Origin of the sequence: Yersinia entomophaga (assembly GCF_001656035.1) — a bacterium.
In the GTDB taxonomy this organism is placed as follows: domain Bacteria; phylum Pseudomonadota; class Gammaproteobacteria; order Enterobacterales; family Enterobacteriaceae; genus Yersinia; species Yersinia entomophaga.
In genome coordinates, this window is record NZ_CP010029.1 from 99,220 (window position 1) to 124,977 (window position 25,758).

Below are 25,758 nucleotides of genomic sequence, written 5' to 3' on the forward strand. Positions count from 1 at the left end.
GATGTGATGTTATATTGTATCAATAATGACTCACTGATATCTTCCTATGTGCCAATCCCATCACCATAAAGCGTCGCTTTCTGTACCGAATCGAACGCTATTTTCAATTTCTTCATGGCTGCGCGCGTTCGGCATGATAACCGTGCTGATCTTATTGTGGTCAGCCATTTATTGGGCGAATGCACTGCCATGATCACTTTGCAACAGCTACAGGTTGGTTATGGGCAGCAGCCGGTCACCGCTCCTCTTACCGGCTCTTTTGCCCGCGGCTCGCTCACCGCAGTGATTGGCGCAAATGGTGCCGGCAAATCCACCTTACTTAAGACATTGGCCGGATTACAGCCAGCGTTAGGCGGCAAAATAGTCTTTGGCGACAAGAAGATTCCCAGAATGGCTTATTTACCGCAGCAAGCCGAATTGGATCGCCAATTCCCTATTATCGTGTTCGATGTAGTAGCAATGGGATGCTGGCCACAAAGTGGGATGTTTGGTGGCCTGAATCGACAATCGGTACAACGCATCAAGCAGGCTTTGGACACCGTCGGCATGCTGGATATGGCCAGATGTCCGGTTGGGGTGTTATCCGGCGGGCAGTTGCAGCGGGTACTTTTCGCCCGGTTGTTGGTACAGCAGGCTCCTTTATTACTGCTCGATGAGCCTTTTACCGGCATTGATAATCAGACTCTCTGCTTGCTATTAAACGTTATCCAGCAGCTCCATCAGGAAGGGCGAACCATTATTGCCGTTTTGCATGATATGTCGATGGTAGCGCAGCATTTTCCACGAGTATTACAGCTCACCGCTGAATATTGTCGCTGGGATGAATCTAAACGCTTGTTTGCCGAGTGCGCTGAAGCAGGCCGAAACCTTTCCAATCAAAATAATCTGTCTGTGGAAGCCCAGCCATGAATTTGTTTCATCTATTAGCCGACCCTTTTGTCGATTTCGGTTTTATGCGACGAGCGTTGGTGGCTTGTCTGGCTTTGTCTTTGAGCGCCGCGCCGCTTGGCGTTTTTCTATTGCTACGACGAATGAGTCTGGTGGGGGATGCGCTTTCCCACGCGGTATTACCCGGTGCGGCTATTGGCTACCTGATTTCTGGCGTATCGCTGGTTGCGATGGGCATCGGTGGATTTATCGCTGGACTGGCGGTGGCCATGCTATCAGGGCTAGTCAGCCGTAAAACACCGTTAAAAGAGGACGCCAGTTTCGCCGGTTTTTATTTGGGTTCTCTAGCACTTGGCGTCACTTTGGTTTCATTACGCGGCTCCAGCATGGATTTATTGCATGTGTTATTCGGTTCGATTCTGGCTATTGATTCCGCCGCGATGACCATGGTGGGCGCTATCGCGACCCTTTCGCTGTTAGTACTGGCGTTGATTTATCGAGCCCTGGTGATTGAATCATTCGACCCTGTCTTTCTGCGCGTCAGTATGGGGCGTTGGCTGATGGTGGTGCATGGCATTTTTCTTGCTTTGGTCGTGGTCAATCTGGTCGCCGGTTTCCAGATTTTAGGCACCTTGATGTCGGTAGGGTTGATGATGTTACCTGCGGCCAGTGCGCGTTTTTGGGCCAAGGATTTACCTCATACTTTAGCTTTTTCGGTGCTGATCGGCATGATTTCCAGCGTTGTAGGCTTGATTTGGTCTTACTACGCTTCACTGCCCGCCGGGCCGGCTATTGTGCTTAGCGCCAGTATTATTTTCTTTATTTCGATTTTGTTTGGCTCGCGCGGCGGCATTTGGGCCGTGGCGCGGGATTAGAAGTGTGTGCTTTAAAGGAGAATTAAATGAAGCGTTTACCTATCGCGTTGGCGGTCGCTGCCCTGCTGTCCAGCCCGCTGGCTATGGCCAAAACTATCGAAGCCGTCGCCAGTTTTTCTATTCTAGGAGATATTGTGCAGCAAATCGGTGGTGAGCATGTGAAAGTCACCACGCTAGTGGGGCCGGACGGCGATCCGCACAGTTTTTCCCCCTCGCCTAAAGATAGCAAACAGATTTCTCAGGCTGACGTGGTATTTGTCAGCGGGCTGGGTCTGGAAGGTTGGTTGAATCGTCTTATTGCGGCCTCTGGCTATAAAGGGCCGGTGGTGACGCTTTCAGAGGGTATTCATTCACGGAAAATGGAGGAGGAGGGGAAAAAAGTGACCGACCCTCACGCCTGGAACAGTATGCAAAATGGTATTCAATATGCCACGCATGTGATGAATGCTTTAATCGTTGCCGATCCTGAGGACGCGGATTATTACCGTAAACATGGTGCAGAATATATCCAGAAATTGGAAAAACTGGATGCCTATGCTAAAGCCCAGTTTGCCAGTATTCCCGTTGAAAAACGCAAAGTACTGACCAGCCATGATGCTTTTGGTTATTTTGGACAGGAATATGGCGTCACCTTTTTGGCACCCGTTGGTTTTTCCACTGAAGCCGAGGCCAGCGCCAGCGACGTGGCCAATTTGATTAAGCAAATCAAACAGGAAAAGGTAAAAACCTATTTTATTGAGAATCAAACCGATCCGCGTTTAGTGAAGCAGATTGCTGCAGCCAGCGGGGCGGAGGCCGGAGGCGAATTGTTTCCTGAAGCGCTATCTCAGAAAACTGGCCCGGCAGCTACCTATGCGGAAGCGTTCAAACATAATGTCGATACTATCGTCGCCAGTATGAAATAACTATTTTCCCCTGTCTGCAACGGGCAGGGGGGCGACAACACTTCTAAAAGCACGGCATAGTGAGTTTTACGGTAAAGAAAAAGCCCCGTTGGGCAGCAACGAGGCTTTTTATCTACAGGCAACAAGCAAAATACAAGTTGGTAAATCGGACTTAACGTTTCTTTTTAGTTCCTCCCTGAACCGCTTTGAAGCGCGGATTGCTTTTACAAATAACAAAGACTCGTCCGTGGCGACGGACAATCTTGCAGTCTGGATGACGGTTTTTTGCTGAACGTAATGAACTAAGCACTTGCATGATGCATTCCCAGATCAGTTATTTTTTTTGAAAAAATGGCCAAAACGCTGCTGGAAGCGCGCGGTGCTACCTTCTTTGGAGAATTCTTTTTGTTTCCCTGTGTAATAAGGATGGGAAGCGGAAGAGATATCCAAAGTGACGTAAGGATAGGTTTGGCCTTCGAATTCGATCGTGCGTTCGGTGGCTATGGTCGAACCTACGGTGAAGTAAACGTTGGCGCTGGTGTCGTGAAAGACTACGGTGCGATAGGTAGGGTGAATACCGGCTCTCATAATAACCTTCTATGTAATGTTATAATATAACAATAATTATGCGCCGAGAAATAAGCGGTTTCAAGCCAAAAATGCAAACAATGGAAAAATGATGATGGATGAGGCGATCGTCAGACCTGTGCTTAAGAAGGGGATCGATGAAAATTTAGTGAAATGCCAGGCAAGAAAAAGGCCGCTTGCGCGGCCTTTTACAGAGTGTTATCGCAGGTTAAGCATTACTTAACCTGATGATCAACCGAATGACTATGTTCAATATCCTCATTCTTCTTGCTGAAACGGCGGCGAACCACCACGAAGAACACTGGAACAAAGAAGATCGCCAGTACGGTTGCGGTTACCATCCCGCCCATTACGCCAGTACCTACCGCGTTCTGAGCGCCTGAACCTGCACCACTGCTGATAACCAGCGGCATTACCCCGAGGATAAAGGCCAGTGAGGTCATCAGAATCGGACGCAGACGCATACGAACCGCTTCCAACGTAGATTCGATCAGCCCTTTACCTTCTTTCTCCATTAAGTCCTTGGCGAACTCAACGATCAAGATGGCGTTTTTGGCCGACAAGCCTATGGTTGTCAACAGGCCCACCTGGAAGTAAACGTCGTTGTTTAATCCACGCAGAGAAGCGGCGAGTAACGCCCCGACTACGCCCAGCGGAACCACCAGCATAACGGAGAACGGAATTGACCAGCTCTCGTATAGTGCGGCCAGACACAGGAATACCACAATCAGTGAGATGGCATACAGCGCCGGAGCCTGGTTACCAGACAGACGTTCCTGATAGGACATACCGGTCCAGTCATAGCCGATACCGCTTGGCAATTTAGACGCCAGTTGCTCCATCAGATCCATCGCTTCACCGGTACTTTTACCCGGTGCAGCCTGACCCAAAATTTCCATTGATGGCAAACCGTTATAACGTTCCAGACGCGGTGAACCATACTCCCACTTCGCAGTAGAGAAGGTGGCAAACGACACCATTTCACCCGCGTTGTTGCGGACATACCACTTATCGATATCGCTCGGTAACATACGGAACGGCGCATCTGCCTGTACGTAAACTTTCTTCACACGACCGCGGTCGATAAAGTCGTTCACGTAGCTCCCCCCCATGGCGGAACCGAGTGTGGTATTGATGTCGGAAATAGCCACGCCGAGGGCCTGTGCTTTTTCCTGATCAACTTCCACTTTGAACTGAGGTGTATCTTCTAAACCATTTGGACGCATGCCTACCAGCATGTCTGAATGCTGAGCCGCCATACCTAACAGCTGGTTACGTGCCGCAGTCAGTTTTTCATGCCCCAGGTTACCCTGGTCAATCAGTTGGAAGTCAAAGCCGGTCGCAGTACCTAACTCGACAATCGCCGGTAGGTTAAAGGCGAATACCAAACCGTCTTTGATTTGCGAGAAGGCGTGAGATGCGCGGCCAACGATAGCCGGTACCTTATTCTCCTCGCCCTGACGTTCGTCCCAGTTTTTCAGGCTGACGAACGCCAAACCGGTATTTTGCCCCTGTCCGCTGAAACCGAAGCCGTTAACGGTAAAGACCGAGTTAACTACGTCTTTTTCTTTGTCCAGATAGTAATCCGTCACGTGGTCTAGCACTTTCTGGGTACGCTCTTGCGTAGCACCTGCCGGTAGCTGAACCATGGTCAGGAATACGCCCTGATCTTCTTCCGGTAGGAATGATGTTGGCAGGCGCAGGAACAACACGCCCATACCGATAACAATCGCCAGATAGATCACCAGATAACGGCCGGTACTGCGCAGGATATTAGCTACGCTGTCGGTGTAATGGTGGGTGCTCTTTTCGAACATCCGGTTAAACCAACCGAAGAAACCGGTTTTCGGGCCGTGTGAACCTTTAGGAATAGGTTTCAACATAGTGGCGCACAGTGCCGGTGTCAGAATCAACGCCACCAGAACCGACAGCACCATGGCAGAAACGATGGTAATAGAGAACTGACGGTAAATCGCACCGGTAGAACCACCGAAGAAGGCCATCGGGATGAATACCGCAGAAAGCACCATCGCGATCCCCACCAATGCGCCCTGGATCTGCTCCATGGATTTCTTGGTGGCTTCTTTCGGCGGTAGCCCTTCCTCTTGCATCACACGTTCGACGTTCTCTACTACAACGATGGCGTCATCCACCAATAGCCCTATCGCCAACACCATCCCGAACATCGTTAGCGTGTTTATCGAATAGCCAAAGGCGGAAAGAATGGCGAACGTCCCCAACAGCACCACAGGTACGGCGATGGTTGGGATCAGGGTAGCCCGGAAGTTCTGTAGGAACAGATACATAACCAGGAATACCAGAATGATCGCTTCGACCAGCGTTTTCACCACTTCGTTGATGGAAATCTTAACGAATGGCGTGGTGTCGTACGGGTAAACTACTTTTAGACCGGCTGGGAAGAACGGTTGCAGCTTGGCCAGTTCGGCTTTTACTGCCGCCGAAGTGTTCAGGGCGTTAGCCCCGGTAGCCAGTTTGATACCGATACCTGCCGCAGGTTTACCGTTGAAACGAGCGATAACGCTGTAGCTTTCCGCTCCCAATTTGACGATTGCGACGTCTTTCAGGCGAACCTGAGAGCCGTCGGTGTTCACTTTCAGCAAGATCTGGCTGAATTCTTCCGCAGAGGTCAAACGGGTTTGCGCAATAATAGACGAGTTAAGCTGCTGGCCCGGCACTGGCGGTGTACCACCAAGCTGGCCTGCTGCCACCTGATTATTCTGCACTTTAATCGCATTGATAACGTCAACCGGCGTCAGCTTGTAGTTGTTCAGCTTGTGTGGATCCATCCAAATACGCATCGCATATTGGGAACCGAACAGCTGAACGTCACCCACGCCGGAGGTACGGCTGATAGGATCTTTAATGTTCGAACCTACGTAGTCGGCGATATCTTCCTGCTGCATGGTGCCATCTTCGGAAATAAAGCCGGCAACCATTAAGAAGCTGCTGCTGGATTTCTCGACGCTAACGCCTTGCTGTTGTACTTCTTGCGGTAACAGCGGCATGGCCAGTTGCAGTTTGTTCTGCACCTGAACCTGCGCGATATCCGGATCGGTACCTTCGTTAAAGGTCAGAGTGATCTGTACGCTACCGGACGAGTCGCTGCTGGAAGACATATACAGCAAGCCATCGATGCCGTTCATGTTCTGTTCGATAACCTGAGTTACCGTATTCTGAACTGTGGTCGCATCGGCGCCTGGATAGTTGGCAGAGATCGAAATTGCCGGTGGCGCAATGGTCGGATATTGCGCTACGGGCAGTTTCATTATCGCAAGTGCGCCCGCCAACATAATGATAATGGCGATAACCCATGCGAATATGGGGCGATCTATAAAGTACTTAGCCATGAATTACCGGCTCCTTTTAAGACTTCTTCGCTTGTTCAGCCGGTGCTGCTGCCGGTGCGGCGTCAGAGACTTCCTGCGCCTTCACCTGCACGCCCGGTTTGATTTTCTGTAAGCCGGTTACAATCACGCGATCGCCCGGTTTCAAGCCGTCGGTAATCAGCCATTTATCGCCGATTGCCTGAGCCGCAGTTACCGTGCGCAGTTCTACTTTGTCACCTTCGCCCACGACCATCGCGGTGGCTTCACCACGCGGGTTACGGGTAATACCCTGCTGAGGAACCAGCAGCGCATCTGCTCTCACACCTTCATCAAGACGGGCGCGGACGAACATTCCCGGTAACAATGACTCGTTCGGGTTAGGGAAGATGGCACGAATCGTAATGGAACCTGTGGTTTCATCCACGGTTACGCCGGAGAATTCCAGCGTCCCGGTTTCAGAATATTCAGTGCCGTTTTCCAATAACAGGCGCACTTTCGCTTTGCCGTTTTCCTGTTTCATGACGCCGCTGGCCAGTTCTTTCTTCAGGCGCAGGAATTCATCACTGGACTGCGTCACGTCCACATACATTGGATCGAGCTGCTGAACGGTGGTTAATGCGGTGGCCTGAGCGCTGCTAACCAGAGCGCCTTCGGTTACCGAAGATTTACCGGTACGACCTGAAATTGGCGAAGTTACCTTGGTGTAAGCCAGATTAATACGTGCGCTTTCCAGCGCAGCTTTTGCGCTTTGTACTGCCGCATTGGCCTGCATCAGGTTAGAGGTCGCGGTATCGTAATCTTGTTTACTGATGTAGTTGGTGCCTAACAGAGGTTTGTAACGGTTAACGGTCAAACGCGCAATTTCCGCGCTGGCCTGTGCTTTGGCTAAATCGCCTTTGGCGCTGTCATAAGCGGCCTGATAGGTCGCCGGGTCAATTTGATATAGCGATGTTCCGGCGGTAACGTCACTGCCTTCAACATAATTACGTTTAAGAATAATGCCACTAACTTGAGGACGAACCTCAGCAATACGGAAAGCAGACGTCCGCCCCGGAAGCTCAGTAGTAATATTGAGAGGTTGAGCTTTCAATGTCACGATACCAACTTCAGGGGCTTGTTGTGCCTGGGCGCCTTGCGCTGCATCTTTATCATTACATCCTATAAGTACTAAGCTGCCTGAAAGTACCAGAATTGCAGCCAGAGGCATTACCCCTCTGTTTTTGCTCATAGATAAACCTCAAGTGTCCGATTTTTAATTAACCAATGGATCACAAGCTCTAAAACCCATTGCTGCGAAAATGATATGTGCGTGCTATGGTACATACATTCGCAAATGTATGTAAATCACAGCCCCCCGAAAAAACAACGCCATGGCACGAAAAACCAAACAGCAGGCCCTTGAGACCCGGCAACAAATTCTTGATGCCGCCGTGAGAGAATTTTCTGAACATGGTGTTTCAGGAACCTCACTCGCGGATATTGCTGACGCTGCGGGTGTTACCCGTGGTGCTATTTATTGGCATTTCAAAAACAAGGTCGATCTGTTTAATGAAGTCTGGTCGTTATCGGAATTTGACATCGATGAACTCGAACTAGAGTATCAGGCAAAATATCCCGATAATCCACTGCGTATCCTACGAGAAATCCTGATTTATATTCTGGTCGCTACGAAAGAAGACTGCCGACGTCGTGCTTTGATGGAAATTGTGTTCCACAAATGCGAATTTGTCGGGGAGATGACCTCAGTCCATGACGCAAGAAAAGTCCTCTATCTGGCAAGTTATGAGCGAATTGAAGCCGTTTTGCAAGACTGTATCGCAGCAAAACAGCTACCTGCCGATTTGAATACCCGCTGTGCGGCGATCATTATGCGCGCCTATATTACCGGCCTGATGGAAAATTGGTTATTTACCCCAGAATGTTTTGATATCCAACAGGATGCAGCGGTATTAATTGATACCTATCTGGAAATGATTTCACGGTGCCAAACCCTGCGAGGGGAAGGCGCTTCAGCGAAATAAGATTAACGTGAGGTAAATATGAGTTCTTTGGTCGTTATTGCCAACGGTGCTGCCTATGGTCATGAGTCATTATTTAACGCACTACGCTTATCCATTGCGCTAAAAGATCAGCAGCCCGATTTAGATCTTCGGTTATTTCTGATGTCCGATGCGGTAACTGCCGCTATGACCGGACAAAAGCCACATGAGGGATACAACATTCAGCAGATGCTGGAGATTCTCAGCGCCCAGTTGGTTCCTATCAAACTGTGTAAAACCTGTGCTGATGCGCGCGGAATTAGCGCGTTGACGCTTATTGAAGGCATTGAAATTGGGACTTTGGTCGAACTGGCGCAGTGGACGCTGGCGGCAGAGAAAGTGTTAACCTTCTAATTCTCAGGCTGATAGGGCGGTTTTCAGCCCCGTAGGCCGTTTTTTATGCAATGAAGAATTTTTCTTATGATCGGCGTTGGCCGAACGTGGTAGGATTTCTATTATCTCCGCTGATATGAAGTTAGATCATGATTCGCTGGTTCAATACCCAATCGTCTCTGCTTTTCAATAATACCGACAGCAATACCAACAGCGCACCCTTGCTTCGTGTCTGGATGCTTTTTAGTCTGCTTATTCTGGCGCTGGTGTGTTTGCCTGCGGCTAACGCGGCGAACTTAAATGGCGACGTGCCGAGCCGTAGTGAAGTACAAAATCAGCTCGATGTTCTGGCGAAGCTGAAAACTCCGACGCCAGCCGACAAACTGGCTCAGCAAGATTTGGTGCAAACGCTGGAATACCTCGACGCCATTGAGCGGGTTAAGCAGGAAACCAACCAGCTTAAGCAGCAATTGGCTCAGGCACCGGCTAAACTGCGCCAGGCGACCGATGCGCTGGAAGTGCTGAAAAGCAACTCCTCCGATTCGCTGACTCGTGAATCACTAGCGAACTATTCTTTACGTCAATTGGAATCCCGGCTAAATGAAACGCTGGATGACCTACAGGCGGCTCAGGAAGATCTTTCCACTTACAATAGCCAATTGATTTCCCTACAAACCCAACCTGAACGTGTACAAAGCGCCATGTATAGCGCTTCCCAGCGGCTACAGCAAATCCGTAATTTACTCAATGGATTAGCGCCGGGACAGGATGGTTTACGTCCTACGCAACAGCAAATGCTGTTAACTGAACAGGTGTTGTTGAATGCGCAGTTGGACTTACAACGTAGAAATCTGGAAGCCAACACTACGTTGCAGGATTTACTGCAAAAGCAGCGGGATTATACCAATGCTCATATTGGCCAACTGGAACGTAACATCCAAACGCTTCAAGAGGTTGTCAGTGGTAAGCGGCTGATTCTTTCCGAAAAAACGGCTAAAGAAGCCCAGGTTCCGGATGATTCTACCGACATTCAAAACGATCCGCTGGTCAGCCGCGAACTGGCGATTAATCGCGATTTAAGCCAGCGTTTGATCAATGCCACCAAAGAAGGCAATACGCTGGTTCAGCAAAATATTCGTGTGAAAAACTGGCTGGATCGTGCATTGCAGTCTGAACGCAATTTAAAAGAACAAATTACCGTATTGCGAGGTAGCCTGCTGTTATCTCGTATTTTGTATCAACAACAGCTTAGCTTACCGACCGATGGCCTGATTAGCGATATGGGGACGCGCATTGCTGACCTGCGTTTGGAACAGTTTGAAATTAATCAACAGCGGGATCAGCTCTTCCAGGGCGATGATTATATTCAAAAGGTGATGAGCGACAGTAAAGAAAAAGTCAGTGGCGAAGTGGAAGATGCGCTGGGGCAAATTGTCGATATTCGCCGTGAGCTGTTGGATCAATTGAATAAACAGTTGGGTAACCAACTGACATTGGCGATTAATCTGCAAATAAATCAGCAGCAATTACTCAGCGTCAACAGCTCACTGCAACATACTTTAACGCAACAAATCTTTTGGGTGAGTAGCAATAAACCGATGGATTGGTCGTGGTTGAAAAGCTTGCCCGAGGCGATTCACAGTGAGTTGAGCAATCTTCATTTCAAATTTTCCCCTAGCGATATTCTGGCGGGATTACTGAAATCTTTGATTTTTGTGATTCCGGGGTTGCTGCTGGTCGGCGTGATTCGCTGGCGCTATAAAATCATAGATAACCATCTGGATAGTCTGGCGAACGATGTTGGTCAGCTAAAACACGATACGCAGATGCATACGCCGAAGGCGATTTTGCTCATTTTATTAAAGGTATTGCCGGGTGTGGTGCTGATTCTGCTTGTAGGCTATTGGTGCCTTCAATCGGAGATGGCGATTAGTGATTTCCTCTGGAGCTTCTTCCAGCAATTGGCCTTGTTCTGGCTGATATTCGATTTGACCTACCGCATGTTGTCCCCAGGGGGGATTACCGAACGTCACTTCAATATTGCCGCTGAGCGCTGCGCGCATTACCGTCGGCAAATGGTACGTTTGGGCGTAGCGCTGCTGCCGGTGATTTTCTGGTCGGTATTGGGCGAGAAAAGTCCTCTACGGCTGGTGGATGATGTTATCGGTCAGGTGGTAGTGGTGATTGCGTTAGCGCTGCTAGCGGTATTTGTTTTCCCATTCTGTCGTGATAGCTGGCGTGAGAAAAACAGCCACGCGGTGCGATTGGTGATAGTGACTGCCATTGCGGTGACGCCGGTGATTCTGATTGGCCTGATGGCTGCGGGTTATTTCTATACTACGCTGCGTCTGGCCGGGCGTTGGATTGACAGTATCTATCTATTCTTCCTGTGGAATATCGTTTATCTGACCGCGATTCGAGGCTTAGGCGTTGCCGCCCGCCGTTTGGCTTACCGACGCGCCATTGCTCGTCGCCAGAGTTTGGCGAAAGAAGGGGCGGAAGGGAGTGAGCCGGTAGAGGAGCCGCCGCTGGCGTTGGATCAAATTAACCAGCAGTCATTACGTTTGACCACGATGGTGCTGTTCCTGATTTTTGCTACGGCGTTTTACTGGATATGGTCGGATTTAGTCACGGTTATCTCCTATCTGGACAGTATCACTCTGTGGCATTACAACAGCACGGTTGCCGGTGCCAATGTGCAGCAGGCGGTGACGCTGGGTAATATTCTGGTGGGGATTATGGCGCTGGTGGTGGCTTATGTCATGACCCGCAACCTGCCAGGATTGCTGGAAGTGCTGGTATTATCTCGCTTGCAGCTGCGTCAGGGCACGTCCTACGCCATAACCACTATGCTCACTTATCTGATTACCTCGGTCGGGGCTATTACCGCCTTAAGTTCTCTCGGCGTTTCGTGGGATAAGCTGCAATTTCTGGTCGCGGCGCTAACGGTGGGTCTGGGATTTGGTTTGCAGGAAATCTTCGCTAACTTTGTGTCCGGTATCATTATCTTGTTCGAACGTCCGGTGCGTATCGGTGATACGGTGACTATCGGCACTTTCTCCGGTACGGTTAGCAAAATTCGTATCCGCGCCACCACCATCACCGATTTTGATCGGAAAGAAGTGATCATCCCAAACAAAGCCTTTGTTACCGAGCGCTTAATCAACTGGTCGCTGTCGGATACGATTACCCGTATTCTGATTAAAGTTGGCGTGGCCTATGGCTCTGATTTAGATAAAGTTAAAGAAGTTCTTCTGAAAGCCGCTCATGATAATCCGAGAGTTATGTCCGATCCGGAACCGCAGGTGTTTTTCCTCAATTTCGGTGCCAGTACACTCGATCATGAATTGCGGTTGTATGTACGTGAACTGCGCGATCGTAGTTACACCGTGGATGAGTTAAACCGCGCGATTGATAAGCTTTGTCGCGAAAACGACATCAATATTGCGTTCAATCAGCTTGAGGTTTATCTGCATAAAGAAGATGGGGCAGAAGTGCAGGAAGTCAGCCGTCCTATTAATTTGATGCCGGATAACGAGCGGAAACAACTGCAGCCTTAGTTTGAAACGGGTTTTGGATCGGAAAAACTAATTGGAAAACCCATAAATGCTGAGGGCGAAGCCGGAGAGGTTTCGCCCTTTTTGGGGCAGCGTTGTAAGCCGTAGTCAGGCAGGGAATTATTCCTGACGGTGATGACTCAGCTTTTGCTGATAGTCACGCTTAACAATTTCCAGCGCTGCCAGCGCCGTTTCTGGCGCAATTTCGTTGCATTCCAGCAGGTAAATCAAATCTACCGCTAGCTGCAATTCTGGTGGGGCGTGTTCAACTGACATATGAGCCAACATTAGGGTTTCAGTTTGAGTGAAGAAAATCCAACGTGACACCAAAAACAATCTGGTGCAGTTATATCCGTGCCGTCAATGCGAATGCCGGCAGAACTGACAAATCGATAAGCTGCATTATCCCGCATAATCCGGTGGCATAGTGAGGAAGCCGGCCAGCCTCAGAGACGTAAATATATGCGTAATGAATCAACTTTGAATGCATGCTAGCTAATCAGAATATTATTATAGATAATAAATTTAAACCAAATAATCATCATTTATGCAAATGTGACCCGCCTTCAAAAACCATTATCTTTTCTCTCGATACTGCGCTCGATTCGCGTCAAAGCCTGACGACAACGCATTAATCGGCCTTCCAGCGCCGCCAGTTCCTTCTGGATTCGCTGCTGATCCACCAGACGGGTTTGTTGTCCCAACTGACTTTCACGATCTTGAATCATAGTGATGATCCGTCTTTCATAATCCTGATGCTCTGCCAGTTTATGGTACGGATCCTGGCTAACCTGTCGTGGTTTGGGCTGATTTTTACGTAGGGTTTGAGTCGCGAGCTCTCGCTGTAAAGCTGAAATCTGCGCCACCAGCTTTTCTGCCAAAAAAGCCACCTGTTCGGAGCGCTGTTCGGCGACGACTTGCTTCAATTGTGTCAGATTCTTGCGAACCTCCAGCAGATAATCCCGCAAACGCGTGCCGTGGTTACTGAAAAGAAGCTGATCAAAACGAGCCTGAGCCGTAGGCGTGTGCGCCTGTGGGGCGATTTCAGCCGACAGTGCTTCAACCTGGCTTTCAAGCACCTGTAACAATTTTTCTGTGCTCATGGAATTCTCTCCTGATATTCTTGGGGCTAGCTTGCCTTTGAACCCGCCGGGAAACAAGGAATAAGGACTGGTTTGGGTAAATTGAATCATGAATCGACTGGTGGTGAATCTGGTTAATGATAAAGTACCGGTTAGTATCTTTTTCAATGATGGTGAGAATAAATAAAGGGAGCTTATGTCTCGTTGGTTGTTAATCATCCTGGGATGGACCGCCGTGGTCTTGGCTACCTTAGGCGTGGTATTACCGTTGTTACCCACCACACCATTTTTGCTATTAGCCGCTTGGTGTTTCGCTCGCTCATCGCCGCGTTTTCATCAGTGGCTACTCTATCGTTCATGGTTTGGCAGCTATATTCGCAACTGGCAGCAACATCGGGCGCTGCCACCGGGAGCCAAGTGGAAAGCGGTACTGGTGACGCTTATCACTTTTTCCATATCCCTGTGGCTGGTTAAAATCTGGTGGGTAAGAATGCTGTTAGCAATTATGCTTATCGTTTTATTGATTTTCATGCTGCGGATGCCGGTTATTGACCTAACGCAACAAAAAAAGCGCTGATTATCTGGCTCCGGTTGCATTTTTCCATCAGTTTGAATAGATTTGAGCGTTTTCGTGCGCGGATTGCCCCATAGTCCCTGTTTAGGGCGTTAAAAGGGGTGGATGTGTTCTGTCCCGGCGGTGTTTGATCGACATCGGGTGGCCGCGTTTTAGTATGTTCAGCAGTTTTATCAGGCACAAATTATGACCGCTACCGCACCTAATACAGCACAACAGCTTCAGTATATTAAAGACAGTATTGAAACCATCCCTGACTATCCAAAACCGGGCATACTGTTCCGCGATGTTACCAGCCTGTTGGATAATCCTTTGGCTTACGCTTCCAGTATCGAACTGCTGGTAGAACGCTATCTGGACGCTGGCGTGACCAAAGTTGTAGGTACCGAAGCCCGTGGCTTCCTGTTCGGCGCGCCGGTTGCATTGGCTCTGGGCGTAGGTTTTGTTCCAGTCCGTAAGCCCGGCAAGCTGCCGCGCGAAACCATTAGCGAAAGCTATGAACTGGAATACGGCACCGATAAGCTGGAAATTCACACCGATAGCATTAAACCAGGTGATAAAGTTCTGGTTATCGACGATCTGTTAGCGACCGGCGGAACCATTGAAGCGACGGCTAAATTGATTCACCGTTTGAAAGGTGAAGTGGTTGCTGCGGCATTTATTATCAATCTTCCAGAGCTGGGCGGTGAAAAACGCCTGACGGAACAAGGTATTGATTGCTACAGTCTGGTCTCTTTCGACGGTCATTAATTTGACCATGCCTTTTGGCAATCGGTAAAAAAAGGCCTCGTTACTGAAATAGCACGAGGCCCAGTTAATTCTCTATTGCTGTCTGAATGATCACAGTCTGACTGCACTTTCAGCTAACCATATTTTCTGTTAACAATATTCTCGGTTAACAATACTCGCTGCGAATAACACTGCATCTGACGATTACACATTAGCATTTGCCGGTGATTTCTGTCGACGTTTACGCCAACGCCTTAATATAAAAGGCAATATCAATACTGCCACAGCCAGACCGAGTAAGGTTTGGGCGATTGCACCCTGCCATAAGATACTGAAATCTCCGTTACTGATGGAAAGCGCGCGCCGTAAATTCTGCTCAAGCATTTCTCCCAGAACAAAGCCTAAAATCAGCGGTGACATCGGGAAGTTCATTTTTCGCAGCAGATAGCCAAAGACGCCCAGTCCAACCATCAAGACCAGATCAAATGTGGTGCTGTGTACCGCATAGACCCCGACTGCAGAAACGGCGGCGATCGCCGGCACTAGAAACCATAGGGGAATGGTGAGCATTCGGGTGAAAAAACCGACCAATGGCAGATTCATCAACAGCAACATCACGTTGGCAATCAGTAGCGAAGCAATCAATCCCCAGACGATGTCCGGCTGCTCGGTAAACATGGCTGGCCCCGGCGTGATGTTATACAGCGTCAATGCGCCCATCATCACCGCCGTGGTGCCTGAACCGGGCACGCCTAGCGTCAGCATTGGGATAAACGAACCGCAGGCCGAGGCATTGTTGGCCGCTTCCGGTGCCGCCACGCCGCGAATATCTCCTTTGCCGAAGCTTTCGCTATTGCCGCTGATTTTTTTCTCCGTCATGTAAGTCAGCGCGCTGGCAATGGTAGCACCGGCTCCGGGCAGGATCCCCACGAAGAAACCAATCACTGAAGAACGCAGGGTTGGCCCCACGCATTCCGCCGCCTCTTTACGGTTAAATAACAGACGGCCGGTTTTTCGCACCAGTTTTTGCCCGGTACTGGTGCCTTCTAGCATCAGCAAAATTTCGCTGACCGAGAACAGACCAATCACCACCACGATAAACTGAATGCCGTCAGAGAGATGGACGCTGTCAAAGGTGAATCGATATACCCCGGTGTTGGCATCGACGCCCACCGTTGCCAGCCCCAAACCGATTAATGCTGCCAATAGTGATTTAATCGGATTCTGGCTCATCATGCTGCCCAGGCAAGCGATGGCGAACACCATCAGTGCAAAATACTCTGCCGGACCGAATGAGAGCGACCATTGCGCCAGCAACGGTGCAAATAGAATAATGCCACCAATGGCAATGATTGAACCGACGAAGGAACTTACCGCTGAGATAGACAGCGCAATGCCTGCGCGCCCTTGCTGCGCCATGGGATAGCCGTCGAGCGCGGTCATAATCGCCGCCGCATCGCCGGGGACATTCAGCAATATCGAGGAGATACGTCCGCCGTATTCACAGCCGATATAAACCGTTGCCAGTAAAATCAGGGCAGATTCTGCTGGCAGCTTTAAGGCAAACGCCAGCGGCAGTAAAATCGCCACGCCATTGATTGGCCCAAGACCGGGTAGCAGGCCAACGATGGTGCCGATAAAGCAACCAATCAGGGCAATCATCAGGTTTTGTGGCACTAATGCCACTTCAAACCCTTGGGATAAATACATCCAGGTTTCCATTATTGCCTCGTTAGTTCAGCCAAACGCCGAGCGGTAGGGTGACATCCAGTAAGTGGTCAAAGGCATAAAATAAAGCAATACCGATAACCACCGCCGATAGCAGCGCCTGAATCAGGCTGGCCTGGAACAACAGCGCTATGCTGAAGGTCAACAAAGCCGTAGCGAGTGGAAATCCGAGCCATTCAAAACCCCAGCCATACAGCACCAGCGTAATGATCATCACCAGCAAACGCTGTAATACTTTACTGTGCGGCCAGGAAACGGTTTCCGGCTTGCGCAGCAGTAATAGCACTGCACACAGGGTCATTAACGCCAGAATAGCGATAGGGAAAGGCCTTGGCCCCAGTGGTTCATAGCTGTATTCGCTTTGAATTCCCCAGCCGATAAACAAGCCGCTGACGCACAGCAGAATCCAGATACCGGCAAAAATGCGGTCGCTCATCATCTACCTCCGATTACTTAGCTAAACCAAAGGCTTTGGCTTGTTCACGATATTGTTCAACCTGATTTTTGACGTAAGTATCCAATGCTTTGCCGCTTAGATTGAATTCAAACAGCCCACGCAAGTCGCGCTGCTTTTTAAACTCTTCGGTTTGAGTCAAGGTGTTAAAGGTGTTAATCCACCATTGGTATTCTTCTTCAGTCACTTTTGGCCCTAAATAGAAACCGCGAATAATTGGCCACACCAGATTGAAGCCTTGCTCTTTTGCCGTAGGAATATCAGCCAGTTGGCCGGGCAGACGCTGTTCGGAATACACCGCCAGCACGCGCAGTTTGTCACCGCTTAAATAAGGCACCATTTCGCTTAAATCGCCGGAAACTGCCTGAATATGGTTACCCAGCAGCGCCGTTACCGGCTCGCCGCCGCCTTCAAAAGCGACGTAGCGCATTTTGTGAGGATCAACGCCGACTTCGCGCGCCAGCAACGCGGTTTTCATCCAATCCTGACTTCCAATGGATGCTCCGGCACCAAATACCACGCTGTTTGGATCTTTCTTGAACGCATCCATCAGATCTTTCAGCGTTTTATATGGAGAGTCGCTGCGTACCGCGATCATGCCGTAATCGGTGCCAACCGCGGCCAGCCACTTCACGTCATTCGCGTTATAACGGCCGAATTTGTTTTGCGACAGATTCAGCAGCGAGCCGCCGGAAAATGCCACGACGGTGCCGAATTCCGCCGGACGCTGCGCCACTATGGCGTTATAGGCCACAGCGCCAACACCGCCAGGCATGTAGGTGACGCGCATCGGGCGGTCAATGGCTTTGGTTTCCTGTAGGGAAACCTGAATCAATTTACAGGTTAAATCAAAGCCGCCGCCGGGCTTGGCGGGAGCAATACATTCGGTGCGCTTCGGTGGATCTATCGCCAAAACTTGTTGTGCGGCTAACATCAGGACGGAAGCGGTGAGAGCACGGGTAATTATATTTTTCATAGCGATTCCTAAGTTATTTTCTTACAAACTGTGAGCCTTCCCGCGATTGCGAGGTTGCTGAATTGTTAAAACAATAACCTTTCAGTTACCTTTCAACGGTCAGGAAAAAGTACAGGATGTGATATGCGTCTCTTGTTGGTAGAAGATCATCCCGAATTATCCCATTGGTTACAGAAGGCTTTGACTCACGCGGGGTTTGCCGTGGATATCGCCCATGATGGAATTGAAGCCGAGCATTTGCTGCAAAACGAAAGCTACGCTTTAGTCGTTTTGGACGTGGCCTTGCCGCGCTTGAATGGATTAGAGGTCTTGGCCCGGTTACGTAAACGTGGACAAACTTTGCCAGTATTATTGCTGACGGCGCGCACCGAGGTAGCGGATCGGGTAAAAGGTCTCAATCTGGGCGCAGATGATTATCTCACCAAGCCTTTTGAACTCGACGAACTGGAGGCTCGCATTCGCGCTTTACTGCGTCGCAGCGTGGGCGTGACTCAGCAAGCTCTGCAATTTGGTTCTCTGACTTATCACGATGAGGGATATTTTTTACTGGACGATAAACCCTTGGCGCTGACGCCTCGAGAGCTTGCGGTATTGACCACACTGATGCATCGCCGTGGGCGGCCAGTGGCAAAACAGCAATTATTTGAGCAGGTTTTTACCTTGTCGGAGGAAGCTAACCCGGAAAGTATTGAGCTGTATGTTCATCGAGTGCGTAAAAAGTTGCTGGGGAGCGATGTGTCGATCATGACATTGCGCGGGTTAGGATACAGTCTGGAATGCGAACATGGGCAGGGCTAAAGGCGCTGGCCTGACAACGTCTCGTTCGTTATTCCATCAATTATTGGTGTTTTTCGCTCTACCTTTACTGATTCTCGGCGGCCTTTCGATTTATACCCATTATATCAGTGCGATGAATGCGGCAACGCTGGCTTACGATCGCTCGCTGTTAGCCTCGGCCAGAACCGTCGCGGAACGGCTGGTAGTGAGAAACGGCCGTTTGGAAGTGGATGTGCCTTACATTGTCCTGGATAGTTTCGAACGTAACATGAATGATCAGCTTTATTATCAGGTCATTACGCCGGAAGGCAAAAGCATTGCCGGTTACGATGATTTACCGCCGCTACCGCCCAATACGCCGCGCTCGAATCTTTATCCCGCATTGGTACATTTTTATGATGCTCATTATGACGGAAAGCCGATTCGTGTGGCTGCGCTGTATCAGCCGGTTAACGAAGAGGGCGTAATGGGGATGGTGATGGTGCTCGTGGCCGAAACGCTGGCATCGCGGCATAATCTGGCGCAGCAAATTATGGTCTCTGCGGTGCTCACTCAGGGGGCTTTAGTGTTATTCACGCTGGCTATGGCTTATCTGCTGTTGAAGCGAATTCTTAAGCCGCTACGTAAACTCTCCAGCCTGATGTTACTGCGCGATCCCGGTGAGTTAACGCCACTGCCTAAAATTCTCCCCTGGTCTGAAATGGCGCCGTTGCTGCTGGCATTTAACCGCTATATCCAGCGGCTGCGGGAAATGGTTGAGCGGCAGGGACGATTCAGCGCCGATGCTTCTCACCAGCTGCGCACGCCTCTGGCGGTGCTGAAAACGCAGGCTGCGGTGGCTCTGGCTAGCAACGAACCGGCTCAGTGGCGTGAAAGCCTACAGGCGATGAAACACACTCTAGATAACACGGTGGCGCTAACTGACCGTCTGTTGCAGCTTTCCCGCGTTAAAGTGGTAGAGCGAACTCTGCAACCTGTTAATCTCTCTCAATTATTGCGGGACGCTTGTTTTGCCCGTGTGCCGCAGGCGCGTAGCAAGCATATTGATTTGGGTTATGAAAGTGATGGGGAGTACCGAATTGCAGGGGATGGGCTGCTGCTGGCCGAACTGTGCGATAACCTGTTGGATAACGCCTTGAAATACACGCCAGACGGTGGAACGGTCACTGCACGCTTGCATCAGGATCAGCATATTGATCACTGTATTTTGGAAATTGAGGACAGTGGCCCCGGTATTGCCGATAACGAAACTGAACAGGCGCTTATCCCATTTCACCGTTTGGATAACGTTGGCGAACAGTCCGGAGCCGGTCTGGGGTTAGCGTTAGTCAAAGATATTGCCATCTACCATCAAAGCCATCCGGAGCTTCTGACCGGGGGAAATCTGGGCGGACTGCTGGTACGTATCCGTTTTCATTTATTGGCTCAATCTATTGGTAAGCCTAATGATTAATAAAATCGCTGTATCAGGTTTTCAATAACTGTGTGCTGCGAGCGGAGAAGGGTGTGCAGCTCAGTCAGGCTTAAATCGCTGAAATATGATGTTCAAAGTAATAGGAATGACAATCAACGTACTGGTACAGTATAGTGATAGATGATATGGGTATAACTTTGATGGTGTCGATAGGTTATATCTTGGTAGTAAAGGTGAATGAAAACAATCCAGTATGAAATATAAGCGGTAACGGTGTTTTTGTTTTTTCTGTATAAATGGTCTTCTCAATCTCAGCGATGAAGTATTAATGAGCTATCAGGTCCTTGCCCGCAAGTGGCGTCCCCAAACTTTTGCTGAAGTTGTTGGTCAGGAACATGTTCTGACAGCGCTGGCTAATGGCCTTTCGTTAGGACGGATTCATCACGCCTATCTTTTCTCCGGTACTCGCGGTGTCGGTAAGACCTCTATTGCTCGTTTATTGGCAAAAGGGCTGAACTGCGAAACCGGTATTACCGCCACGCCATGTGGCAAATGCGCCAACTGCCTGGAAATTGAGCAGGGGCGTTTCGTCGATCTGATCGAGATCGATGCCGCTTCGCGCACCAAAGTGGAAGATACGCGCGAACTGCTGGATAACGTGCAATATGCGCCAGCGCGTGGCCGCTTTAAAGTTTATCTAATCGATGAAGTGCACATGCTTTCCCGCCACAGTTTCAACGCCCTGTTGAAAACGCTGGAAGAGCCGCCTTCACACGTAAAATTCCTGCTGGCGACGACGGACCCGCAGAAATTACCGGTGACAATTCTTTCCCGCTGCCTGCAATTTCATCTGAAAGCGCTGTATGTGGAACAAATTCGTGCTCAGCTTGAAAAAGTGCTTCAGGCTGAGCAAATCGACAGCGATGCTCGCGCGTTACAACTACTGGCGCGTGCGGCCGATGGCAGTATGCGTGATGCTCTGAGCCTGACCGATCAGGCGGTCTCTATGGGCCAGGGGCAGGTGACCACCGCGACGGTCAGCCAGATGCTGGGAACCTTGGATGATGAACAGCCGCTGGCGATCATCGAAGCGCTGGTGAGCGCCGATGGTGCGCGGGTGATGGCGCAGATAGAACAGGCGGCGTCACGCGGTGTAGATTGGGAAAACCTGTTGGTTGAAACGCTCAGTCTGTTACATCGCATTGCAATGATTCAATTGCTGCCATCCATGCTGGATAATCATTACGCAGAAATAGAACCGCGTTTACGTGAACTGGCGCGTACTTTGCCGCCAACGGATATTCAGCTGTATTACCAGACATTGCTGGTGGGGCGTAAAGAGCTAGCTTATGCGCCGGATCGCCGTATGGGTGTTGAAATGACGCTGTTACGCGCTCTGGCTTTCCACCCAAAAGCGGTTATCGCGGAGCCGGAAGTTGTTCCACAGATTCCCTCTCCGATCGGTGCGCCGACTCATGCTATACCGCAGCGTCACGCCGCGCCGCAGCCGGTAACGTCTACACCAGCTCGGTCAGAGCCAATGCCGCCAGCATCGGTGCCGGAATCTACCGCTCAGCTATTGCAGGCGCGAACCCAGCTTTTACGACAGCATGGGACATCCAGCCCAAAAAAGAATGAGCCGGCAGCGCCTGACAAAGCGCGGCCGGCAATCTCGGCTCTGGAGCGATTGGCTTCAGTAACCGAGCGTAGTCAGCAGCGTCAGGCTGCCAAAGCCACCGAGGCGAAACCGGGCAAGAAAGAGGCGTATCGCTGGAAAGCGCAAAACGAACCTGAAACGCCGCCGGAGCCAGTTGCTACGCCTAAAGCGTTACGTTCGGCGCTAGAACATGAGAAAACGCCGGAGCTATCGGCAAAATTAGCGGAAGAGGCGATTCTTCGCGACCCTTGGGCGGCGGAGATAAATCAGCTTCAGATCCCTAAATTGGTTCAGCAGTTGGCGCTGAATGCATTTAAACAACAGATAGAACCGGGTAATATTTGCCTTCACCTGCGTTCGTCTCAGCGCCATCTGAATTCGCCGTCCGCGCAGAAAGTGTTGACGGAAGCGTTAAGTGGGTTGTACGGCAGCCCGGTTGAACTAAGCGTGATTGAAGACGACAATCCGGCGGAGCTAACGCCGCTGGAATGGCGACAGGCAATTTATGAAGAGAAGCTGGCGCAGGCGCGTCAGTCGATTCTTACGGATAAGAACATTCAGACTCTGCGTCGATTCTTTGATGCCGAGCTGGATGAAGAAAGTATCCGACCTATTTAATCGCTGCGGTACGTGCATGGTGCACAGACGCGGCCCTTGCTGTGAGAGAAGACTATGTTTGGTAAAGGCGGTATTGGCAATTTAATGAAACAAGCCCAGCAGATGCAGGAAAAAATGCAGCAGATGCAGGAAGAAGTCGCCAAATTGGAAGTTACCGGTGAAGCTGGCGCGGGCTTGGTTAAAGTGACTATCAACGGTGCGCATAACTGCCGCCGCGTTGAAATCGATCCAAGCCTGCTGGTGGAAGACGATAAAGAAATGCTGGAAGATTTGATTGCGGCCGCATTGAACGACGCCGCACGCCGCATTGATGAAACGCAAAAAGAGAAAATGGCCTCCGTATCCAGTGGTATGCAACTGCCACCGGGCTTTAAGATGCCGTTCTGATGCAAACCAGCCCACTCCTTGAAACATTAATGGAGTCACTGCGCTGTTTACCGGGCGTAGGCCCAAAATCGGCGCAGCGTATGGCTTTCCACCTGCTACAGCGGGATCGTAGCGGTGGAATGCGTCTGGCTCAGGCGCTCACCCGCGCGATGTCGGAAATTGGCCACTGCGTCGATTGCCGTACTTTTACTGAGCAAGAAAGCTGTACCATTTGCGCTAATCCTCGCCGTCAACAAAACGGGCAGATTTGCGTGGTGGAAAGCCCGGCGGATATTCACGCCATCGAACAAACCGGGCAGTTTGGCGGGCGTTATTTTGTCCTGATGGGGCATTTATCGCCGTTGGACGGTATCGGCCCTGCGGATATTGGTCTGGATCTGTTGGAACAACGCCTCGCCAGCGAAAGTATCAGCGAAGTCATTCTGGCCACTAACCCAACGGTGGAAGGTGACGCAACGGCTAACTATATCGGCCAGATGTGCGGCCAGTATGGCGTATTGGCTAGCCGAATAGCGCATGGCGTGCCGGTGGGCGGCGAGTTGGAAATGGTGGACGGCACCACGCTGTCTCACTCTCTGGCTGGGCGACATCCGATCAAATATTGATCCTTTTTCAGGTCAGGCGGCGGTTTATTATTGATTATCATATGAATAATATCATTTGAGATAATCTGGCCGTCGCCCCTGCTTATGCTTTTTTTCTCTCAAACATCACTTTTCAGACTTGAAACACCTCCTTACAACCCCCATCTGATCTCCATCATTCGGCTATATCCGCCTGCACAGTAATTTGCATTGAGGTAACTAATGAGTATGAAAGGTCAAGAAACCCGTGGTTTTCAGTCTGAAGTAAAACAACTGCTTCATTTGATGATTCACTCGCTTTACTCCAATAAAGAAATTTTCCTGCGCGAGCTGATCTCAAATGCTTCGGATGCGGCCGATAAGCTGCGTTTCCGTGCGCTTTCTGCCCCTGAATTATATGAAGGTGACGGTGAACTGCGCGTCCGTTTGTCTTGCGATAAAGAAAAACGCACTCTGACACTGAGTGATAACGGTATCGGTATGAGCCGCGACGAGGTGATTGAAAACCTCGGTACTATCGCTAAGTCCGGCACCAAAGCATTCCTGGAATCTATTGGTTCCGATCAGGCTAAAGATAGCCAACTGATTGGTCAGTTCGGCGTTGGCTTCTACTCTGCTTTTATCGTGGCAGATAAAGTCACCGTTCGCACTCGTGCCGCAGGTGCACCGGCGGATGCTGGTGTGTTCTGGGAATCAGAAGGCGAGGGCGATTACACTATCGCTGACATCACCAAAGAAGATCGCGGTACTGAAATCACCCTGCACCTGCGTGAAGGGGAAGATGAGTATCTGGACGATTGGCGTTTGCGCTCAATTATCAGCAAGTATTCCGATCACATCGCTCTGCCGGTGGAAATCGAAAGTAAAAACGAAGAAGACGGCACCGTTAGCTGGGAAAAAATTAACAAAGCTCAGGCGCTGTGGACGCGGAGTAAAGCCGATGTTAGCGATGACGAATATAAAGCGTTCTACAAACACATCGCCCATGATTTTACCGATCCATTAATCTGGAGCCACAACCGCGTAGAAGGTAAGCAGGAATATACCAGTCTGCTGTATATCCCAGCGCAGGCGCCTTGGGATCTGTGGAACCGCGATCATAAACACGGCTTGAAACTTTATGTGCAGCGCGTGTTTATCATGGACGACGCCGAACAGTTTATGCCGAACTATCTGCGGTTCGTTCGCGGCCTGATAGATTCTAACGATCTGCCGCTGAACGTATCTCGTGAGATTTTGCAGGACAGTCGTATTACCCAGAATTTGCGTAGCGCTCTGAGCAAACGCGTACTGCAAATGCTGGAAAAACTGGCGAAAGACGATGTGGAACAGTACCAGAAGTTCTGGCAACAGTTCGGTATGGTACTGAAAGAAGGCCCGGCAGAAGATGGCAGCAACAAAGAAACCATTGCTAAACTGTTGCGCTTTGCTTCAACCCATACCGACAGCTCGGCGCAGACCGTTTCGCTGGAAGATTATGTTAGCCGTATGGCTGAAGGTCAGGAGAAGATTTACTACATTACTGCCGACAGCTATGCCGCTGCGAAGAACAGCCCGCATCTGGAACTGTTCCGTAAGAAAGGCATTGAGGTTCTGCTGTTATCCGATCGTATTGACGAATGGATGATGAGCTACCTGACTGAATTCGATGGCAAAGCCTTCCAGTCAGTGAGTAAGGCCGATGAATCCTTGGATAAACTGGTTGATGCAGAAACTCCGGAGCAGCAAGAAGCGGAAAAAGCACTGGAGCCTTTCGTTGAGCGCGTTAAAACGCTGCTGAATGACCGAGTTAAAGACGTACGCTTGACTCATCGTTTGACCGACACGCCAGCCATCGTCACCACAGGTGCCGATGAAATGAGCACACAAATGGCAAAATTGTTTGCCGCTGCGGGTCAGCAAGCACCTGAAGTGAAATACATCTTCGAGCTGAACCCAGAACACGCGTTGGTAAAACGCGCCGCAGAAGTCAGTGATGAAAGCCTGTTTGCGGAGTGGGTTGAGCTGCTGCTCGATCAGGCTCTGTTGGCAGAGCGCGGGACTTTGGATGATCCAAACCAGTTCATTCGCCGTATGAATCAGTTACTGACAGCCTAATTTGCAATGCGATTGCCCCTGACCAAAAGCTCGGTTAGGGGCATTTTAACCGCACAATCACGGCTTTTCTCTGCCAAATCAATTCAGTTAGTCTCATTTCTTCAATTACCTCCTCCGGCAAGGTGCCTTGAGCGATCACCCGTGGAAATGGTATGGTTACGCGTTTTCTG

23 protein-coding genes and 1 other annotated feature are annotated in these 25,758 nt (G+C 50.1%); of the genes, 14 read left to right on the forward strand and 9 right to left on the reverse strand.

The features are described from left to right. The first annotated feature begins 189 nt into the window (after positions 1-189). Genes PL78_RS00570 through PL78_RS00580 form a run of 3 tightly spaced genes read left to right on the forward strand, consistent with a single transcriptional unit; the run spans position 190 to position 2,668 of the window. Positions 190-909 carry a metal ABC transporter ATP-binding protein gene (locus tag PL78_RS00570; protein WP_064518168.1) on the forward strand — a complete coding sequence of 240 codons (720 nt, stop codon included), beginning with the start codon at positions 190-192 and terminating at the stop codon, positions 907-909. Further along, positions 906-1,763, forward strand: a complete 858-nt coding sequence (locus tag PL78_RS00575; RefSeq protein WP_064512277.1) for a metal ABC transporter permease — start codon at positions 906-908, stop codon at positions 1,761-1,763. Before PL78_RS00570 ends, PL78_RS00575 begins: the two co-directional genes overlap by 4 nt. A 26-nt stretch (positions 1,764-1,789) precedes the next feature. Then, positions 1,790-2,668, forward strand: coding sequence for a metal ABC transporter substrate-binding protein (locus PL78_RS00580; RefSeq protein ID WP_064512279.1), 879 nt, complete (start codon positions 1,790-1,792; stop codon positions 2,666-2,668). 151 nt (positions 2,669-2,819) lie between these two features. Here the strand turns inward: PL78_RS00580 and ykgO are convergent, their stop codons facing one another. The 4 genes from ykgO to PL78_RS00595 all read right to left on the reverse strand — a co-directional run bounded on the left by ykgO (position 2,820) and on the right by PL78_RS00595 (position 7,810). Beyond that, positions 2,820-2,963, reverse strand: coding sequence for a type B 50S ribosomal protein L36 (ykgO, locus tag PL78_RS19330; RefSeq protein WP_071889688.1), 144 nt, complete (start codon positions 2,961-2,963; stop codon positions 2,820-2,822). A 14-nt stretch (positions 2,964-2,977) separates the two neighbouring features. Continuing rightward, positions 2,978-3,235 carry a type B 50S ribosomal protein L31 gene (locus tag PL78_RS00585; protein WP_064512281.1) on the reverse strand — a complete coding sequence of 86 codons (258 nt, stop codon included), beginning with the start codon at positions 3,233-3,235 and terminating at the stop codon, positions 2,978-2,980. A gap of 215 nt (positions 3,236-3,450) precedes the next feature. Next, positions 3,451-6,603: an efflux RND transporter permease AcrB gene (gene acrB, locus PL78_RS00590; RefSeq protein ID WP_064512282.1), complete on the reverse strand. Its 3,153-nt coding sequence runs from the start codon at positions 6,601-6,603 to the stop codon at positions 3,451-3,453. A gap of 16 nt (positions 6,604-6,619) precedes the next feature. Then, positions 6,620-7,810, reverse strand: coding sequence for an efflux RND transporter periplasmic adaptor subunit (locus PL78_RS00595; RefSeq protein ID WP_064512284.1), 1,191 nt, complete (start codon positions 7,808-7,810; stop codon positions 6,620-6,622). A gap of 142 nt (positions 7,811-7,952) precedes the next feature. On the opposite strand from PL78_RS00595, the gene acrR reads away from it, so the two are divergent. The 3 genes from acrR to mscK all read left to right on the forward strand — a co-directional run bounded on the left by acrR (position 7,953) and on the right by mscK (position 12,514). Beyond that, the gene (acrR, locus tag PL78_RS00600; RefSeq protein ID WP_064512286.1) at positions 7,953-8,603 is read left to right on the forward strand and encodes a multidrug efflux transporter transcriptional repressor AcrR; all 651 of its coding nucleotides are present in this window, start codon (positions 7,953-7,955) and stop codon (positions 8,601-8,603) included. Between the two features lie 18 nt (positions 8,604-8,621). Beyond that, positions 8,622-8,975 (forward strand): DsrE/DsrF/TusD sulfur relay family protein, encoded by a 354-nt coding sequence (locus PL78_RS00605; RefSeq protein ID WP_064512288.1) that lies wholly within the window; start codon positions 8,622-8,624, stop codon positions 8,973-8,975. A gap of 128 nt (positions 8,976-9,103) precedes the next feature. Beyond that, a complete protein-coding gene (gene mscK / locus PL78_RS00610; RefSeq protein ID WP_064512290.1) occupies positions 9,104-12,514 on the forward strand; it encodes a mechanosensitive channel MscK in 3,411 nt (1,136 codons plus the stop codon). Positions 12,515-12,631: 117 nt separating this feature from the next. Here mscK and rsmS read toward each other — a convergent pair whose 3' ends face one another. Further along, complete coding sequence (gene rsmS / locus PL78_RS00615; protein ID WP_064518170.1) at positions 12,632-12,787, reverse strand: pleiotropic regulatory protein RsmS; 156 nt, start codon at positions 12,785-12,787, stop codon at positions 12,632-12,634. A 290-nt stretch (positions 12,788-13,077) separates the two neighbouring features. After that, positions 13,078-13,614, reverse strand: coding sequence for a primosomal replication protein PriC (gene priC, locus PL78_RS00620; protein WP_064512293.1), 537 nt, complete (start codon positions 13,612-13,614; stop codon positions 13,078-13,080). A gap of 175 nt (positions 13,615-13,789) precedes the next feature. On the opposite strand from priC, the gene PL78_RS00625 reads away from it, so the two are divergent. Both PL78_RS00625 and apt read left to right on the forward strand, forming a co-directional pair. Further along, the gene (locus PL78_RS00625) at positions 13,790-14,170 is read left to right on the forward strand and encodes a DUF454 family protein (protein ID WP_064512295.1); all 381 of its coding nucleotides are present in this window, start codon (positions 13,790-13,792) and stop codon (positions 14,168-14,170) included. A gap of 183 nt (positions 14,171-14,353) precedes the next feature. Next, a complete protein-coding gene (gene apt / locus PL78_RS00630; RefSeq protein ID WP_064512296.1) occupies positions 14,354-14,917 on the forward strand; it encodes an adenine phosphoribosyltransferase in 564 nt (187 codons plus the stop codon). A 183-nt stretch (positions 14,918-15,100) separates the two neighbouring features. Here the strand turns inward: apt and PL78_RS00635 are convergent, their stop codons facing one another. Genes PL78_RS00635 through PL78_RS00645 form a run of 3 tightly spaced genes read right to left on the reverse strand, consistent with a single transcriptional unit; the run spans position 15,101 to position 18,054 of the window. Then, positions 15,101-16,618 (reverse strand): tripartite tricarboxylate transporter permease, encoded by a 1,518-nt coding sequence (locus tag PL78_RS00635; RefSeq protein ID WP_064512297.1) that lies wholly within the window; start codon positions 16,616-16,618, stop codon positions 15,101-15,103. A gap of 10 nt (positions 16,619-16,628) precedes the next feature. Continuing rightward, positions 16,629-17,060 (reverse strand): tripartite tricarboxylate transporter TctB family protein, encoded by a 432-nt coding sequence (locus tag PL78_RS00640; protein ID WP_064512299.1) that lies wholly within the window; start codon positions 17,058-17,060, stop codon positions 16,629-16,631. A gap of 13 nt (positions 17,061-17,073) precedes the next feature. Beyond that, complete coding sequence (locus tag PL78_RS00645) at positions 17,074-18,054, reverse strand: Bug family tripartite tricarboxylate transporter substrate binding protein (RefSeq protein ID WP_064512300.1); 981 nt, start codon at positions 18,052-18,054, stop codon at positions 17,074-17,076. A gap of 123 nt (positions 18,055-18,177) precedes the next feature. On the opposite strand from PL78_RS00645, the gene tctD reads away from it, so the two are divergent. The 6 genes from tctD to htpG all read left to right on the forward strand — a co-directional run bounded on the left by tctD (position 18,178) and on the right by htpG (position 25,588). Then, complete coding sequence (tctD, locus tag PL78_RS00650) at positions 18,178-18,852, forward strand: transcriptional regulator TctD (RefSeq protein ID WP_064512302.1); 675 nt, start codon at positions 18,178-18,180, stop codon at positions 18,850-18,852. After that, a complete protein-coding gene (locus tag PL78_RS00655; RefSeq protein WP_064512305.1) occupies positions 18,839-20,284 on the forward strand; it encodes a sensor histidine kinase in 1,446 nt (481 codons plus the stop codon). Before tctD ends, PL78_RS00655 begins: the two co-directional genes overlap by 14 nt. Positions 20,285-20,573: 289 nt before the next feature. Further along, a complete protein-coding gene (gene dnaX, locus PL78_RS00660; protein WP_064512306.1) occupies positions 20,574-22,520 on the forward strand; it encodes a DNA polymerase III subunit gamma/tau in 1,947 nt (648 codons plus the stop codon). Beyond that, positions 21,853-21,917, forward strand: a sequence feature (DnaX frameshifting element). Its footprint overlaps the gene before it by 65 nt. 54 nt (positions 22,521-22,574) lie before the next feature. Beyond that, positions 22,575-22,907, forward strand: a complete 333-nt coding sequence (locus tag PL78_RS00665; protein ID WP_049598609.1) for a YbaB/EbfC family nucleoid-associated protein — start codon at positions 22,575-22,577, stop codon at positions 22,905-22,907. Then, positions 22,907-23,512: a recombination mediator RecR gene (gene recR / locus PL78_RS00670; protein ID WP_049598610.1), complete on the forward strand. Its 606-nt coding sequence runs from the start codon at positions 22,907-22,909 to the stop codon at positions 23,510-23,512. The genes PL78_RS00665 and recR overlap by 1 nt, the downstream gene beginning before the upstream one ends. 207 nt (positions 23,513-23,719) lie before the next feature. Beyond that, a complete protein-coding gene (gene htpG / locus PL78_RS00675) occupies positions 23,720-25,588 on the forward strand; it encodes a molecular chaperone HtpG (protein ID WP_064518172.1) in 1,869 nt (622 codons plus the stop codon). Positions 25,589-25,758: the final 170 nt, after the last annotated feature.

Coding starts and splice junctions, on each gene's coding strand:
- PL78_RS00570 (WP_064518168.1), top strand. CDS start 190: ATGATCACTTTGCAACAGCTACAGGTTGGTTATGGGCAGCAGCCGGTC.
- PL78_RS00575 (WP_064512277.1), top strand. CDS start 906: ATGAATTTGTTTCATCTATTAGCCGACCCTTTTGTCGATTTCGGTTTT.
- PL78_RS00580 (WP_064512279.1), top strand. CDS start 1,790: ATGAAGCGTTTACCTATCGCGTTGGCGGTCGCTGCCCTGCTGTCCAGC.
- ykgO (WP_071889688.1), bottom strand. CDS start 2,963: ATGCAAGTGCTTAGTTCATTACGTTCAGCAAAAAACCGTCATCCAGAC.
- PL78_RS00585 (WP_064512281.1), bottom strand. CDS start 3,235: ATGAGAGCCGGTATTCACCCTACCTATCGCACCGTAGTCTTTCACGAC.
- acrB (WP_064512282.1), bottom strand. CDS start 6,603: ATGGCTAAGTACTTTATAGATCGCCCCATATTCGCATGGGTTATCGCC.
- PL78_RS00595 (WP_064512284.1), bottom strand. CDS start 7,810: ATGAGCAAAAACAGAGGGGTAATGCCTCTGGCTGCAATTCTGGTACTT.
- acrR (WP_064512286.1), top strand. CDS start 7,953: ATGGCACGAAAAACCAAACAGCAGGCCCTTGAGACCCGGCAACAAATT.
- PL78_RS00605 (WP_064512288.1), top strand. CDS start 8,622: ATGAGTTCTTTGGTCGTTATTGCCAACGGTGCTGCCTATGGTCATGAG.
- mscK (WP_064512290.1), top strand. CDS start 9,104: ATGATTCGCTGGTTCAATACCCAATCGTCTCTGCTTTTCAATAATACC.
- rsmS (WP_064518170.1), bottom strand. CDS start 12,787: ATGTCAGTTGAACACGCCCCACCAGAATTGCAGCTAGCGGTAGATTTG.
- priC (WP_064512293.1), bottom strand. CDS start 13,614: ATGAGCACAGAAAAATTGTTACAGGTGCTTGAAAGCCAGGTTGAAGCA.
- PL78_RS00625 (WP_064512295.1), top strand. CDS start 13,790: ATGTCTCGTTGGTTGTTAATCATCCTGGGATGGACCGCCGTGGTCTTG.
- apt (WP_064512296.1), top strand. CDS start 14,354: ATGACCGCTACCGCACCTAATACAGCACAACAGCTTCAGTATATTAAA.
- PL78_RS00635 (WP_064512297.1), bottom strand. CDS start 16,618: ATGGAAACCTGGATGTATTTATCCCAAGGGTTTGAAGTGGCATTAGTG.
- PL78_RS00640 (WP_064512299.1), bottom strand. CDS start 17,060: ATGAGCGACCGCATTTTTGCCGGTATCTGGATTCTGCTGTGCGTCAGC.
- PL78_RS00645 (WP_064512300.1), bottom strand. CDS start 18,054: ATGAAAAATATAATTACCCGTGCTCTCACCGCTTCCGTCCTGATGTTA.
- tctD (WP_064512302.1), top strand. CDS start 18,178: ATGCGTCTCTTGTTGGTAGAAGATCATCCCGAATTATCCCATTGGTTA.
- PL78_RS00655 (WP_064512305.1), top strand. CDS start 18,839: ATGGGCAGGGCTAAAGGCGCTGGCCTGACAACGTCTCGTTCGTTATTC.
- dnaX (WP_064512306.1), top strand. CDS start 20,574: ATGAGCTATCAGGTCCTTGCCCGCAAGTGGCGTCCCCAAACTTTTGCT.
- PL78_RS00665 (WP_049598609.1), top strand. CDS start 22,575: ATGTTTGGTAAAGGCGGTATTGGCAATTTAATGAAACAAGCCCAGCAG.
- recR (WP_049598610.1), top strand. CDS start 22,907: ATGCAAACCAGCCCACTCCTTGAAACATTAATGGAGTCACTGCGCTGT.
- htpG (WP_064518172.1), top strand. CDS start 23,720: ATGAAAGGTCAAGAAACCCGTGGTTTTCAGTCTGAAGTAAAACAACTG.